This window comes from Streptomyces sp. NPDC102258, assembly GCF_055584685.1.
Map to the genome: position 1 here is coordinate 41742 of NZ_JBVJLO010000026.1, position 14067 is coordinate 55808.

A 14067-nucleotide genomic window follows, 5' to 3' on the forward strand; every position below is an offset into this window, starting at 1 on the left:
CAGGACGTGATTTCGCCCGCAGAAGTGAAGGTCGCCGCGATCCGGAGCGTCCAACCCCCATTCGGCCGCGTAGCTTGGTCGCGTACGCCAGCCGCTGAGGGAGCAGTCGTGGCACGGAAGATCGGCAGCCGGTACACCGCGCACCAGATCCTGGGGCGCGGCAGCGCGGGCACGGTGTGGCTGGGCGAGGGACCTGACGGGCCCGTCGCCGTCAAACTGCTGCGCGAGGACCTCGCCTCGGACCAGGAGCTGGTCGGACGCTTCGTCCAGGAGCGCAGCGCCCTGCTCGGCCTGGAGCACCCGCACATCGTCTCCGTCCGCGACCTCGTCGTGGACGGCAACGACCTCGCCCTCGTCATGGACCTCGTCCGCGGTACGGACCTGCGCACGCGCCTCGACCGCGAACGGCGGCTCGCCCCCGAGGCGGCCGTGGCCATCGTCGCGGACGTCGCGGACGCGCTGGCCGCGGCGCACGCGGCCGGGGTCGTCCACCGGGACGTCAAACCGGAGAACGTCCTCCTCGACATGCAGGGCCCGCTCGGCCCCGGCGGCGCGCACCCCGCGCTGCTCACCGACTTCGGCGTGGCCAAGCTCATCGACTCCCCGCGCCGGGCCGCCACGGCGGGCGGCGGCCGGGCCGGCGCGCAGGCCACCCGGATCATCGGGACGCCGGACTATCTGGCCCCGGAGATAGTGGAGGGCCTGCCCCCGCGGGCGGCCGTCGACATATACGCCCTGGCCACCGTGCTGTACGAGCTGCTCGCCGGGTTCACCCCCTTCGGCGGGGGGCACCCGGGCGCGGTGCTGCGGCGGCACGTCACGGAGACGGTGGTCCCGCTGCCGGGGATCCCCGACGAGCTCTGGCAGCTGATGGTGCAGTGCCTGGCCAAGGCGCCGGCCTCCCGGCTGCGGGCCTCCGAGCTGTCCGTCCGGCTGCGGGAGCTGCTGCCGCTGCTGGCCGGGATGCCGCCGCTGGACGTGGACGAGCCCGACGACGCGGACGCGGAGCCGGAGCCCTCGGAGGAACCGGCCGCGGAGCCCGTGCGGCGCCGCGGGGTGGTGCCGCTGGTGCCGGGCTCCGCGACGGACTCCAACCGGGACACCCACACCTCCATGCGGGTGCCGGGGCCGGACGAGCTGGCCGGCGGGGCGCTGGGCACCGCCCGGGTGCCGCGGCCGGCCGGCGGGCACCGGCCCGGCTCCGCCCGGCACCGGGCGGAGGCCGCGCGCAAGCGGCGCCTGGTGCTGTCCGCCTCGGCGGTGGCGCTGGCCGCCGCGGTGGGGGTCGGCAGCTGGCTCGCCCTCTCCGGGGACGACCCCGAGCCCCGGCCCCAGGACAACAGGCACTCGGCCCCGGCCGGCCCGTAACCGCGGCCTCCCCCCGCGGTCGGGCTCCGGGATCAGGCCGTCGTCAGGGCCGGGTGCCAGCGGCGGGCCACCGCGGGGTGGGCGCGGACCCAGCCCTTGAGCTCGTTGCGTCCGTACTGCGCGTGCAGCGGGTTCGAGGTGTCCTGCGCCAGCCCCGGCGCGGAGCGCAGGTACTCCCCGGGGACGGTCTCCACGACCGCGTCCAGCCTCGGGTTGTAGAAGAACGGCACCGAGTACCGCTCCACCGCCCCCGGCGGGCTGACCACCCGGTGGTCGGTGGCCCGCAGGTACCCCTCGGTGGCGATCTCCAGCAGCTCGCCCAGGTTCACCACGAACGCCCCCGGCAGTGGCGCGATGTCGACGTAGCCGCCGTCCCGGACCACCTGGAGCCCGCCCACCGCGTCCTGCAGCAGCAGCGTGAGGAAGCCGTAGTCCTTGTGCGCGCCGACGCCCTGGCCGGCGCCCGACGGCGCGGACCCGGGGTAGCGGATCAGCTTCGTGTGCAGGTGGGGCCGGTCCGCGAAGGCCGCGTCGAAGAAGTCGGCCGGGGCGCCGATCGAGGCGAGCAGCTCGCGGAGCAGCCGGTGCGCCACCGCCGCCAGCCGGGCCTGCCAGCCGAGGACCACCCCGCGCAGCTCCGGCAGGGCCGCCGGCCACTGGTTGGGGCCCTCCAGCCACAGGTACGCCGGGTCGTCCGGGCCCACCACCGGCGCCGGCCGCTCCGCGCCCACGTCCAGCTGGTCCCGCCAGTCGGAGGCGCCGCCCGTCAGCTCGTGCCCGATGCGGGTGTAGCCCCGGAAGTGGGGCGAGTTCAGGTTGCTCACCGACAGCCGGTCGGCCTCCGGGAGCGCGAAGAAGGCCCGGGTCAGCTCCAGGATCCGGGCGGTCTCCGCCTCGGTTATGCCGTGCCCGGTCAGGTACAGGAAGCCGGTGTCCCGCGCGGCCGCGTGCAGCTGCTTGAGGAAATCGGCCCGCTCGGCGGGATCGTCCGCCCGGGAGAGGTCGATGACGGCGAGGGAGGAGGAAGAAGAGGAGGGCGCGCGGAGCGAGGGCGAGGCTGAGAGGGAAGAGGAAGGGTGCGCGGACGGCATGACGGCTCCGTTTCGGATGTCACGGGGTCCCGTGCCCCAGAGATGGCGGGGCCAGGCGCAGGGAACTCGCCGCCGGCAGGGATGGCGCCGGAGGGCGGAAGGGCCGCGTACGGGACCGAAGTCGGATCGGGGTGGATCAGGCTCGTGCGGGGTCCGTCGGCTGACAGCTCGTGGTCGTGACACGCATGTGATCCACATGGCGGCGCTTCACGAGGAGAACAGTCATGCGGTGAGCGTACGCCCGTACCCGCCCCTCTTCGTACGGGTCGATCCGGCCTGGCCGGAGAGTGCCGTCCGAGGACCGGCTACGCTGGACCCGTGGCAGTCGTCGATGTTTCCGAAGAGCTGAAGTCCCTCTCCTCGACCATGGGGTCGATCGAGGCCGTCCTGGACCTCGACAAGCTGAGGGCAGATATCGCCGTGCTTGAGGAGCAGGCCGCCGCGCCGTCCCTGTGGGACGACCCGGACGCCGCCCAGAAGATCACGAGCAAGCTTTCGCACCTCCAGGCCGAGGTCCGCAAGACCGAGACCCTGCGCGGGCGCATCGACGACCTCGCGGTGCTGTTCGAGCTCGCCCAGGAGATGGACGACGCGGACACCCTCGCGGAGGCGGAGGCCGAGCTGGTCTCCGTACGCAAGGCGCTGGACGAGATGGAGGTCCGGACCCTGCTCTCCGGCGAGTACGCCGAGCGCGAGGCCCTGGTCAACATCCGCGCCGAGGCCGGCGGCGTCGACGCCTCCGACTTCGCCGAGCGCCTCCAGCGCATGTACCTGCGCTGGGCCGAGCGGCACGGCTACTCCACCGAGGTCTACGAGACCTCGTACGCGGAAGAGGCCGGCATCAAGTCGACCACCTTCGTCGTCAAGGCCCCGTACGCCTACGGCACCCTCTCCGTCGAGCAGGGCACGCACCGCCTCGTGCGCATCTCCCCCTTCGACAACCAGGGCCGCCGCCAGACCTCCTTCGCCGGCGTCGAGGTCCTCCCGGTCGTCGAGTCCAGCGACCACGTCGAGATCGACGAGGGCGAGCTGCGCATCGACGTGTACCGCGCCTCGGGCCCCGGCGGCCAGGGCGTCAACACGACCGACTCGGCCGTGCGCATCACGCACCTGCCGACCGGCATCGTGGTCTCCTGCCAGAACGAGCGCTCGCAGATCCAGAACAAGGCCAGCGCCATGAACGTCCTCCAGGCCAAGCTGCTGGAGCGGCGCCGCCAGGAGGAGCAGGCCAGGATGGACGCCCTCAAGGACGGCGGCAGCTCCTGGGGCAACCAGATGCGCTCCTACGTCCTGCACCCGTACCAGATGGTCAAGGACCTGCGGACGGAGTTCGAGGTCGGCAACCCGCAGGCGGTCCTCGACGGCGAGATCGACGGCTTCCTGGAGGCCGGGATCCGCTGGCGCAAGCAGCAGGAGCAGAGCGCGTAGGCGCCGCCCCCACCGCGTGAGCGTGCGAAAGGGCCCGGACACCCCGAGGGTGTGCGGGCCCTTCGTCATGACGTGTGATGACCGTCATCACGGTCTGCTACGCGGTCCGGGCCACCAGTGCCAGAGCGCCCACCAGCACCACCAGAAGCGCTATGAGCGTCACCGGATTCAGCCCGGCGAAGGGGCCCTCCTGCTGGAGGCGCTCCCGGTTCGCCCGGCACACAGGGCAGCGGCCCTGGCTCACGGGTGCGGCGCAGTTCGCGCACACGAGCCGGTCATAAGTCATGCGCTCCTCCTCTCGTCCCCTCGTTAACGGCACGGGGACGGAGTCCGTTCCCCCTACCACTGTGCCAGCTCCGCCGGCATTCGGCGCGGCCCCTGCGGACAAGCACGGAACACCTCCGCCGGCACCCGGGATAAAACGGGCAACTGCGGATGCCGGGTCCCCACCTCGCGCCCGGTCGCGTATGGTCACGCACACCTACTCCCGGCGACCGTGGTGCACCCGTGATCCGATTCGACAACGTCTCCAAGTCCTACCCGAAGCAGAACCGCCCCGCACTCAGAGATGTCTCCCTGGACATCGCCAAGGGCGAGTTCGTCTTCCTGGTCGGCTCCTCCGGCTCCGGCAAGTCCACCTTCCTGCGGTTGGTCCTGCGCGAGGAACGGGCCAGCCACGGCCAGGTGCACGTGCTGGGCAAGGACCTCGCGAAGCTCTCCAACTGGAAGGTCCCGCACATGCGGCGCCAGCTGGGGACCGTCTTCCAGGACTTCCGGCTCCTGCCCAACAAGACGGTGGCCGAGAACGTCGCCTTCGCGCAGGAGGTGATCGGCAAACCGCGCGGCGAGATCCGCAAGGCCGTCCCGCAGGTGCTGGAGCTGGTGGGCCTCGGCGGCAAGGAGGGCCGGATGCCGGGCGAACTGTCCGGCGGCGAGCAGCAGCGCGTGGCCATCGCCCGCGCCTTCGTCAACCGCCCCGCCCTGCTGATCGCCGACGAGCCGACCGGCAACCTCGACCCGCAGACCTCCGTCGGCATCATGAAGCTGCTGGACCGGATCAACCGGACCGGCACCACCGTGATCATGGCGACGCACGACCAGCAGATCGTCGACCAGATGCGCAAGCGCGTCATCGAACTCGAACAGGGCCGACTCGTGCGCGACCAGTCGCGCGGCGTCTACGGCTACCAGCACTGAAAGGTCCCCAGACGCCATGCGCGCCCAGTTCGTCATGTCGGAGATCGGCGTCGGCCTCCGCCGCAATCTCACCATGACCTTCGCGGTCATCATCTCCGTGGCCCTCTCGCTGGCCCTCTTCGGGGGCTCCCTCCTCATGCGCGACCAGGTCAGCGCGATGAAGGGCTTCTGGTACGACAAGGTCAACGTCACCGTCTACCTCTGCACCAAGAACGACGCCATCGACGCGGCCGGGGCCCCCGCCACCGCCGGAGCGCCCGCCGCGGGCGGCGGGAAGCCCTGCTCCAAGGGGGCCGTCACCCCCGAGCAGAAGCAGGGCATCGAGGCCGAGCTGAAGAAGATGGCCCTCGTCCAGACGGTGATGTACGAGTCCTCCGACGAGGCCTACAAGCACTACAAGGAGCGCTTCGGCCACACGGCCCTGGCCTCCGTCGTCACCCCGGACCAGATGCCGGACTCCTTCCGGGTCAAGCTGAAGAACCCCGAGAAGTACGCCGTCATCACCTCCGCCTTCGCCGGGCGCGACGGCGTCCAGTCGGTCGCCGACCAGAGCAGCGAGCTCGACAACCTCTTCGCCCTGCTCGGCACCCTCAACTGGGCCGCCCTCGGCATCATGCTGATCATGCTGATCGTGGCCCTGCTGCTGATCGTCAACACGGTGCGCGTCTCGGCGTTCAGCCGTCGGCGCGAGACCGGCATCATGCGGCTCGTGGGCGCCTCCGGCTTCTACATCCAGGTGCCGTTCATCATGGAGGCCGCCGTCGCCGGCCTCATCGGCGCCGGCCTCGCCTGCGGCATGCTCGGCGCCGGCCAGTACTTCGTGATCGACCACGGCATCGCGCTGCGCGACAAGCTCCAGCTGATCAACTTCATCGGCTGGGACGCCGTCCTCACCAAGCTCCCCCTGGTCCTGGTCATCGGCCTCCTGATGCCCTCCCTGGCCGCCTTCGTCGCCCTGCGCAAGTACCTCAAAGTGTGATGAGCGCCCCCTCCCCGGTCCGGGCAACGGCCCGTGGCCGCAGGGGGCTTGTCCTAGACTCGGCGGCATGCCGGGTCTGCCCGTCCTCTGTCTCCGGCCCCGCGGCCTACGCCGCGGGGCCGCTTTGACGTTGGTGTTCCTCGCCTGTGTGGGGGCCGGTGCGGGCAGTGGGTGCTGGAGTCCCCGGGAGGCCGGTGGGGGCCGTCCGGTCGCGCTCGCGGGCACTCCCTCGCCCGCCCCGCGCGAGAGCGGGACGGCGGACCGGGAAGCCGTCGCCCGCGCCGCCGCCGAAGCCGTCGCCGAGGGCAAGTCCGGCAAGAAGGCCGCCCAGGAGGTGGTCAGCCGCAGCGGGGACCGCTGGGGCACCGTTTACGACCGGGGCGAGTACGCCGCCTTCGCCGACGACCTCGACGGCCGCTGGACCGGCGTCGGGGTCTGGGCCGGCCGCCGCCGCGACGGCGCCATCGAGGTCGAGCGGATCCAGCCCGGCAGCCCCGCCGAGCGGGCCGGGCTGCGCGCCGGGGACCGGCTGCTCAGCGTGGACGGGCGCGGCGTGACCGGGCTCGCCGTCGCCGACGTGGTGGCGCTGCTGCGCGGCGAGGCCGGTACCCCGGTGGTGCTCGGCATCGGCCGCGACGGCGCCGAGCGCACCGAGACCCTGCGCCGGGAGCGGCTGCGTACCGAGCCGGTGACCGTACGCCGCCTCGCGGACGGCACCACCGTCATCAAGGTCGCCGCCTTCACCCGGGGCTCGGGGGAGCGGGTGCGCGACGCCGTCCGCGCGGCCCCGCCCGGCGCCGGGGTGATGCTGGACCTGCGCGGCAACCCCGGGGGCCTGGTCGCCGAGGCGGTGACGGTGGCCTCGGCGTTCCTGGACGGCGGGCTGGTGGCCACGTACGACGTACGGGGCTCCGAGCGCGCCCTGTACGCCCCGCCCGGCGGGGACACCGTGCGGCCCCTGGTGGCGCTGGTGGACGGCGGCACGATGAGCGCGGCCGAGCTGCTCACCGGCGCCCTCCAGGACCGGGGCCGCGCCGTGACGGTGGGCAGCCGCACCTTCGGCAAGGGTTCGGTGCAGATGCCCACCGCCCTCCCGGACGGCTCGGTGGCGGAGCTGACGGTCGGCACGTACCGCACGCCGGCGGGCCGCAGCCTCGACGGCGGGGGGATCGTCCCGGACCTCCTGGCGGGCGACGCGGCCGAGGACCGGGCCCGGACGGTATTGGGTGGCCTCGGGGTGGGTCCGTAGTGCGAAAATGACCGCACTATGGCTAAGGAAACAGGGCGCAAGCTGATCGCCCAGAACAAGAAGGCGCGGCACGACTACACGATCATCGACACCTACGAGTGCGGCATCGTGCTCACGGGTACCGAGGTCAAGTCCCTGCGCCAGGGCCGGGCCTCCCTGGTGGACGGCTTCGTGTCGGTGGAGGGCCGCGAGGTCTGGATGTACAACGTGCACGTGCCGGAGTACAGCCAGGGCACCTGGACCAACCACAGCGCGCGGCGCAAGCGCAAGCTCCTCATGCACCGGGAGGAGATCGACAAGCTGGAGCGCAAGGCGGAGGAGTCGGGCCACACGGTGGTCCCGCTGGCCCTGTACTTCAAGGACGGCCGCGCGAAGGTGGAGATCGCGCTGGCGAAGGGCAAGAAGGAGTACGACAAGCGGCAGACGCTGCGGGAGAAGCAGGACACCCGTGAGACGAACCGCGCGATCTCGGCGATCCGCCGCAAGCAGCGCGGTACGGTTTAATCTTCTGGCACGTGGTGGTCGTCTTCGCGTACCATGGCGTCAGCGCCACCCCGCGAGGGGCGGCAGTTTGTCAAAAAAACATGGGGATGATCGGTTTCGACAGCGGATGTCGATGCAGGGGAAGCGAGCCGAGGAAGCGGCAATGATCTCGCTAACCACATGTCGCAAACAATAATCGCCAACTCCAAGAGCGATAACTCCCGCTTCACCCTCGCTGCCTAATAACAGTGAGCTGAAGCCTCTGTGAGGAGCGTCAGCCCGGAAGTGGTCCCGGTCCGGATCCTGGCGTCAATTAGGGATCTAAACCTCTAGCCCCGGTCACGGGGGCTGGAGGGAAACCAAACAGTGACTGAGCCCGTCGGAGACTTGTCCGTGTGATCTCCGGGGCTGAGAAAAGCGCAGCGGACTGCGCTCGGAGAAGCCCTGCTTCTGCACCGTTGGACGCGGGTTCGATTCCCGCCATCTCCACTCATCCCATGTGGGCAAAGGCCCCGCAGCCTCTCGGCTGCGGGGCCTTTGTCATGCGGCCGCCCTGGTCAGCAGAGCGGGACCTTGTTGAGGTTCTGGGCGTAGCGGGCGGCGATCCAGCCGGTGCCGTCGGCCAGTTTGTACCAGATGGAGTTGCCGTCCACGGTCTGGCCGTTGGCGACCTTGCACTGGAGCTTCACGACCGTGCCGGTCTCGACCTTGCCGGTCTTCGCGGAGTCCGTGCTGGGGCCGGAGTGGACGCCGAGGCCGCTGTCGGGGGAGACGATGCGGGCGGACGGGGAGCCGGAGCCGGGCTGGTCCTTGTCGCCCTTGTCCCCCTTGCCGTGGTCGCCCTTGCCGTGGTGGTCGTCGCCCTTGCCGTGGTGCTCGTCCTTGCCGTGGTGGCTCTCGCACTTCTTGCAGGTGCCGGGCTTTCCGGTGTCGCCCTTGGGGCCCTGGGGGCCTTGGGGTCCCTGAGGCCCCTGGGGGCCCTGCGGGCCGCCGGACGGGCCGGTGTCGCCCTTGGGGCCCTGGGGTCCGGCCGGGCCGTGGTCGCCCTGCGGGCCTTCGGGGCCGCGGGGGCCTTGCGGGCCCTCGGGTCCCTGCGGGCCGCGGTCGCCGGTGTCCCCCTTGGGGCCGCCCGACGGGCCGCTGTCGCCCTTGGGGCCCTGGGGTCCGGCCGGGCCGTGGTCGCCCTGCGGGCCCTTCGGACCGTGGTCGCCCTTCGGGCCGTGCGGGCCCTGCGGGCCGCGGGGGCCGTGTTCGCCCTGGTCGCCGTGGTCGCCCTTGGGGCCGCGCTCGCCCTGGTCACCCCGGTCGCCCTTGTCGCCCTTGGGCCCCTGCGGGCCGCCGGCCGGGCCTTGCGGGCCCTGGGGTCCCGTCGGGCCGGTGTCGCCGCGGTCGCCCTTCGGGCCGCGTTCGCCCAGGTCGCCGTGCTCGCCGTGCTCGCCCTTCTCGCCCCGCTCGCCCCGGTCGCCCTTGGGTCCCTGGGGGCCGCCGGCCGGACCCTGGGGTCCCTGGGGTCCCGTGGGGCCGGTGTCGCCGTGTTCGCCCTTCGGGCCGCGTTCGCCCTGGTCGCCGCGGTCTCCCTTGCCGCCCCGGTCGCCCTTCGGGCCGTGCTCGCCCTTCTCGCCCCGGTCGCCGTGCTCGCCCCGGTCTCCCTTGTCCCCCTTGTCCCCCTTCTCGCCCTTGGGGCCCGGGCGGCCCGGCTTGCCGTGGTGGCCCGGCTTCCCCTCGTGACCGTCGTGGCCGTCCTCGCCCGGCCGGCCGTCGTCGCCCTTCGGGCCGGTGACCGGGGTGGCCACCGCGAACAGGGCCGGGGCCTCGGAGCCGGCGGCCCACTCGCCGCCGTCGAGGGTCGTGCCCTGCGGCGCACCGGAGTCCACCCGTACGGTCACCGCCAGCCGCGTCCGCGCGTTCGCCGGGAAGGCGAACCCGGCCCGGGTCCCGGAGTCGCAGGTCAGCAGGCGTGCGTCGGAGGACCGGGTGCAGGAGCCGCCCGCCCGCTGCCCGTTCCAGTAGAACCGCGCCTCCGGGAAGGTGGTGCGCTCCGGGGCGGTGATGCGGAAGGTGTCGCTGCGGGCCGGGTCCTCCCCGTTCAGGGCGGTGATGACGACCCGTCCGGACGCGCCGGGGGCGATCGAGGGGACGTACGGCTGCGAGAGCCGCAGCTGCGAGGAGTCGTCGGCCAGGGCCGGTGCGGCGGGCACCAGGCAGGAGGCGGTGACGGCCGCGACGAACAGGGCCGCCGAGGCACAACGGGAAGCAGGCACGGGGAGTTCCTCCGCGAAGGGAAGGGCGCTGGGAAGACCCCCCAGTTATTGCGGATCCCGGTCACCGGCCGTGATCACCACGCGGGTACGGTCACCCACCCGCCGGACAAAGAGGGCAAACAGGGCAGCGAGAGCCGGAAGTGTGTACGCGGTCGTGGTGCCCAGGCCGTCGACGGCGAGACCGGCCGCCGCCGAACCGGCCGCGATGCCCGCCAGGATGGCGGTGACGGCCAGGGTCATGCCCTCGTTGAGGCGGCCCGCCGGGGTCAGCGCGTGCACCCGGGACATGGCCGTGACCATCACCGGGGCCGTCGCCGTACCCGCCAGCAGCAAGGCCCCCGCCAGCAGCGGCAGCGAGCCGGACGCGGCCGCCGCCCAGGGCAGCGCCATCGCGACGGCCAGCGCGGCCAGGCAGACGGCCAGACTCCGGGGGCGGCGGGTGCCGTAGAACAGACCGGCCGCGCACGAGCCCGCCGCCTGGAGGGCCAGGACCGGCCCGGACGCGGCGCCCAGGCCGAGCCCCGCGAGGTGGGCCACCGAGGTGACCTCCATCGAGCCGAAGACCACCCCGGTGGCGAGGAACACGCCGAGCAGCGGGAGCAGCGCGCGCAGCGGTGAGGCGCCCCGGACCGTGCCGGCTCCGGCCGGCGGGGGCTCGGTCGCGCGGTGCGCGGTGAAGACGAGCATGCCGCCCAGCAGCAGAGCCGCCCCGGTGAGGGTGCCCGCCTCGGGGAAGACGGCGGTGCACAGGAGGGCCGCGAGGACCGGGCCCAGCAGGTAGCAGAGCTCGTCGGCGGCCTGCTCGAAGGACATCGCGGTGTGGTGGGCGGCCCGGGGCAGCAGGTGGGTCCAGCGGGCCCGGGACATGCCGCCGGTGTTGGGGGTGGTGGCGGTGGCCGCGTACGAGGCGAACAGGGTCCAGGCGGGGGCCTCGGTCCGGACGCACAGCGCCAGGCAGAGCGAGCCGAGGACCGCGATCAGGGTGGCGGGCACGGCCACCCGGGCCTGGCCGTGGCGGTCGATCAGCCGGGCCGTCCACGGCGCGACCACGGCGGTGGCGGCCAGGCCGGTCGCGGTGACCGCCCCGGCGAGGGCGTACGAACCGCGCTGCCCGGCGATCATCATCACCGCGCTGATCCCGAACATGCCCGCCGGGAGCCGGGCCAGGAGGCTCCCGGCGGTGAACCCGCGAGCGCCGGGGACGCGGAAGAGGCGCCCGTACGGGCCGGGGGCGCGGGAGGGCGCGGGGGGCGGGGACGGGGCGGCCAGGACCAGGGTGTTCCCGGTCACGGCCATCAGCGGGGTCGTCTGCGCGGTCGTCTGCGGCATGCCACGAGCCTGCGGCCCGGCCCCCGCCCCGGTCCAACACCTGTTCCGGGGCCATTCACGCACCGGCGTTGTTAGTCTCCGCGGGTGAACTCCCGTGACGTCGTGGACCCCCGGCTGCTGCGCGGCTTCCTCGCCGTGGCCGAGGAGCTGCACTTCTCCCGCGCCGCCGCCCGCCTGCACGTCGCCCAGCAGGCCCTCAGCCGCGACGTGCGCCGCCTCGAACGCGACCTCGGCGCCGCCCTGTTCCTGCGCACCACCCGGGCCGTCGAACTGACCCCCGACGGGGAACGGCTGCTGCCCTACGCCCGCGAGGTGCTGCGCGCCCACCGCGAACTGGCCGACGCCTTCGCCGGGCCGCCCCGGCCGCTGCTCGTCGACGTCAACACCGACGGGCCCGGCACCGGCCGCCGGGTCCTGGAACGGGCCCGCGCCCTCGCCCCGGGCTGCGAGCTGATGGCCCGCTTCGAGAGCGGCCTCACCCATGCCGCCGCCGAGATCGCCGCCGGCCGGCTCGACGTCTCCTTCGGGTACGCGGCCGGGCTGACCCCCGCGCTGCGCGACCGGCTCGCCCACCGGCCGGTGCGCTACGAGCCGCTCGCCGTGCTGCTGCCCGAGGACCACGCGCTGGCCGCGCGGGCCGTGGTACCGCTGGCCGCGCTCGCCGGGCAGACCGTGTACGCGGGGGCCGGGAACCCGCGGACCCTGGAGTGGACCGGGCTGGCCCGCGAGCTGTTCGCCGGGCGGGACATCGCGCTCGCGCCGCCCGCGCCGGTGGCCGTGGGGAAGGAGGAGTTCGGGCGGGTGATGGCCAAGACCCGCACCCCGGTCCTGGCCACCGTCGACTTCGCCGAGCTGCCCGGCTGCGTCAAGCGGCCCCTGGTGGACCCCGTACCGCTGTCCCCGCTCGCGCTGGTGTGGTCCCGCGGCCTGCGCCACCCCGGGCTCGACGCCCTGCTGGGGGCCGCCGACGAACTGGCGCGGGCCCACGGCTGGCTGGACGTCCCCCCGGGCAGCTGGCTCCCGGCGACGCTCACCCCGCTCGGGCCCGCCGCCCCGCTGGGCCCGCCCGCCCCGATTGGGCCGCCCCGCTCACACCCCGGGCCGCCCCCGGGTGAGAGCGAGGTTTCCCGGCGGTCATCGGGCGGGGCCGGGGCGGAAACGCGCCGTCCCTAGCGTCGGCCCCCACGGACGCGACAGCTGGGGAGGCGTGTGATGACCCGTACCACCGCACCGCGCGAAGGGGGCCGCTGGATCCGGCGGTGGGACCCCGAGGACGAGACGTTCTGGCGCGAGACCGGGCGCGCCGTCGCCCGCCGCAACCTCCTGTACTCCGTGCTCTGCGAGCACGTCGGCTTCTCCGTGTGGTCCCTGTGGTCGGTGCTCGTGCTCTTCATGGGCCCCGCCTACGGCATCGACCCGGCCGGGAAGTTCTTCCTCATCGCCACCGCCACCTGCGTCGGCGCCCTCGTCCGCATCCCTTACACCTTCGCCGTCGCCCGCTTCGGCGGCCGTGACTGGACCGTCGTCAGCGCCCTGCTGCTGCTCGCCCCCACCATCGCCGCGCTGGTGGTCATGGAGCCCGGCACCCCGTACGGGACCTTCCTCGCGGTGGCCGCGCTCACCGGGGTGGGCGGCGGCAACTTCGCCTCCTCCATGACGAACATCAACGCCTTCTTCCCGCTCCGCGAGAAGGGGCGGGCCCTCGGCCTCAACGCGGGCGGCGGCAACATCGGCGTACCGGTCGTCCAGCTCGCCGCGCTGCTCGTCATCGCCACCACCGGGGCCGGACACCCGCGCCTGCTGCTCGCCGCGTACGTCCCGCTGATCGTGGCGGCGGCCGTACTGGCCCTCGTACGCATGGACAACCTGGCGGCGGTGCGCGGCGACACGGGCGCCGTGCGGGAGGCGCTGCGCGAGCGCCACACCTGGATCGTGGCCTTCCTCTACGTCGGCACCTTCGGCTCCTTCATCGGCTACGGCTTCGCCTTCGGGCTGGTCCTCCAGACCCGCTTCGGCCACACCCCGCTCCAGGCCGCCTCGCTGACCTTCCTCGGACCGCTGCTCGGCTCCCTGGCCCGGCCGGCGGGCGGGGCCCTCGCGGACCGGTTCGGCGGGGCCCGGGTCACCCTGGCCGCCTTCGTGGGGATGGCCGCCGCGACCGGGGTGGTGGTGCTGGCCTCCGTACGCGGCTCCCTGCCGGTGTTCCTGACCGGCTTCGTGGCCCTCTTCGCGCTCAGCGGGGCCGGCAACGGTTCCACGTACAAGATGGTTCCCGGCATCTTCCACGCCCAGGCCCTCGCCCGGGGGCTGACGGGCGAGGCGGCGGCCGCGTACGGGCGCCGGCTCTCCGGGGCCGCCATGGGCCTGACCGGGGCCGTGGGCGCGCTCGGCGGCCTCGGCGTCAACCTCGCCTTCCGGCAGGCCTTCCAGGACGGCGGCACCGGCACGGCCGCCTTCGTCACCTTCCTCGGCTTCTACGCGGTGTGCTGCGCCGTGACCTGGGCGGTATACCTTCGCCGGCCGGGGCGGACGACGGCCCCCGCCGTCGGGAGCGCCGGGAAGGGGCAGCTCACCTCGGTGTGAGGGCGGTGCGTTACGGCGCGGAAATACCCTGGAACCGAGTCCGACACGACGCTTTGACACGCTCGGTCGGTCCACGCCCCACCCGTCCCCTCCACGGGG

The 14067-nt window shown here is 73.5% G+C and carries 12 protein-coding genes and 1 other RNA gene; 9 read left to right on the plus strand and 4 right to left on the minus strand.

The features are described 5' to 3' along the window. The first annotated feature begins 108 nt into the window (after nt 1-108). The gene (locus ACZ6ZT_RS31455) at nt 109-1368 is read left to right on the plus strand and encodes a serine/threonine-protein kinase (protein ID WP_469723594.1); all 1260 of its coding nucleotides are present in this window, start codon (nt 109-111) and stop codon (nt 1366-1368) included. Nucleotides 1369-1400: 32 nt separating this feature from the next. On the opposite strand, the gene ACZ6ZT_RS31460 is transcribed toward ACZ6ZT_RS31455, so the two are convergent. Continuing rightward, the gene (locus tag ACZ6ZT_RS31460; RefSeq protein WP_469723595.1) at nt 1401-2459 is read right to left on the minus strand and encodes an isopenicillin N synthase family dioxygenase; all 1059 of its coding nucleotides are present in this window, start codon (nt 2457-2459) and stop codon (nt 1401-1403) included. Between the two features lie 318 nt (nt 2460-2777). Between ACZ6ZT_RS31460 and prfB the strand changes: the two genes are divergently transcribed. Then, nucleotides 2778-3887: a peptide chain release factor 2 gene (prfB, locus tag ACZ6ZT_RS31465; RefSeq protein WP_469723596.1), complete on the plus strand. Its 1110-nt coding sequence runs from the start codon at nt 2778-2780 to the stop codon at nt 3885-3887. A gap of 97 nt (nt 3888-3984) precedes the next feature. On the opposite strand, the gene ACZ6ZT_RS31470 is transcribed toward prfB, so the two are convergent. Beyond that, nucleotides 3985-4173 carry a hypothetical protein gene (locus ACZ6ZT_RS31470; protein ID WP_469723597.1) on the minus strand — a complete coding sequence of 63 codons (189 nt, stop codon included), beginning with the start codon at nt 4171-4173 and terminating at the stop codon, nt 3985-3987. A gap of 221 nt (nt 4174-4394) precedes the next feature. Here ACZ6ZT_RS31470 and ftsE point away from each other — a divergent pair, with 221 nt between their 5' ends. The 5 genes from ftsE (at nt 4395) to ssrA (ending at nt 8287) form a co-directional block, all read left to right on the plus strand. Further along, nucleotides 4395-5084 (plus strand): cell division ATP-binding protein FtsE, encoded by a 690-nt coding sequence (gene ftsE / locus ACZ6ZT_RS31475; protein WP_030240478.1) that lies wholly within the window; start codon nt 4395-4397, stop codon nt 5082-5084. Between the two features lie 16 nt (nt 5085-5100). Then, a complete protein-coding gene (ftsX, locus tag ACZ6ZT_RS31480) occupies nt 5101-6063 on the plus strand; it encodes a permease-like cell division protein FtsX (RefSeq protein ID WP_469723598.1) in 963 nt (320 codons plus the stop codon). Nucleotides 6064-6130: 67 nt separating this feature from the next. Further along, a complete protein-coding gene (locus ACZ6ZT_RS31485; RefSeq protein WP_469723599.1) occupies nt 6131-7312 on the plus strand; it encodes a S41 family peptidase in 1182 nt (393 codons plus the stop codon). A gap of 18 nt (nt 7313-7330) precedes the next feature. Then, nucleotides 7331-7816: an SsrA-binding protein SmpB gene (gene smpB, locus ACZ6ZT_RS31490; RefSeq protein WP_469723600.1), complete on the plus strand. Its 486-nt coding sequence runs from the start codon at nt 7331-7333 to the stop codon at nt 7814-7816. Between the two features lie 82 nt (nt 7817-7898). Next, nucleotides 7899-8287, plus strand: a transfer-messenger RNA (tmRNA) gene (gene ssrA / locus ACZ6ZT_RS31495). A gap of 65 nt (nt 8288-8352) precedes the next feature. On the opposite strand, the gene ACZ6ZT_RS31500 is transcribed toward ssrA, so the two are convergent. Then, nucleotides 8353-10056, minus strand: coding sequence for an SH3 domain-containing protein (locus tag ACZ6ZT_RS31500; RefSeq protein ID WP_469723601.1), 1704 nt, complete (start codon nt 10054-10056; stop codon nt 8353-8355). 45 nt (nt 10057-10101) lie between these two features. After that, nucleotides 10102-11385 carry an MFS transporter gene (locus ACZ6ZT_RS31505; RefSeq protein ID WP_469723602.1) on the minus strand — a complete coding sequence of 428 codons (1284 nt, stop codon included), beginning with the start codon at nt 11383-11385 and terminating at the stop codon, nt 10102-10104. 84 nt (nt 11386-11469) lie between these two features. On the opposite strand from ACZ6ZT_RS31505, the gene ACZ6ZT_RS31510 reads away from it, so the two are divergent. Next, nucleotides 11470-12558 (plus strand): LysR family transcriptional regulator, encoded by a 1089-nt coding sequence (locus ACZ6ZT_RS31510; protein WP_469723603.1) that lies wholly within the window; start codon nt 11470-11472, stop codon nt 12556-12558. A gap of 39 nt (nt 12559-12597) precedes the next feature. Beyond that, nucleotides 12598-13968, plus strand: a complete 1371-nt coding sequence (locus ACZ6ZT_RS31515) for a nitrate/nitrite transporter (protein WP_469723604.1) — start codon at nt 12598-12600, stop codon at nt 13966-13968. Nucleotides 13969-14067: the final 99 nt, after the last annotated feature.

Bases quoted from the DNA above. Each gene is read 5' to 3' on its own strand.
- ACZ6ZT_RS31515 (WP_469723604.1), top strand. From the start codon at position 12,598: ATGACCCGTACCACCGCACCGCGCGAAGGGGGCCGCTGGATCCGGCGG.
- ACZ6ZT_RS31485 (WP_469723599.1), top strand. From the start codon at position 6,131: ATGCCGGGTCTGCCCGTCCTCTGTCTCCGGCCCCGCGGCCTACGCCGC.
- ACZ6ZT_RS31505 (WP_469723602.1), bottom strand. From the start codon at position 11,385: ATGCCGCAGACGACCGCGCAGACGACCCCGCTGATGGCCGTGACCGGG.
- smpB (WP_469723600.1), top strand. From the start codon at position 7,331: ATGGCTAAGGAAACAGGGCGCAAGCTGATCGCCCAGAACAAGAAGGCG.
- ftsX (WP_469723598.1), top strand. From the start codon at position 5,101: ATGCGCGCCCAGTTCGTCATGTCGGAGATCGGCGTCGGCCTCCGCCGC.
- ACZ6ZT_RS31460 (WP_469723595.1), bottom strand. From the start codon at position 2,459: ATGCCGTCCGCGCACCCTTCCTCTTCCCTCTCAGCCTCGCCCTCGCTC.
- ACZ6ZT_RS31470 (WP_469723597.1), bottom strand. From the start codon at position 4,173: ATGACTTATGACCGGCTCGTGTGCGCGAACTGCGCCGCACCCGTGAGC.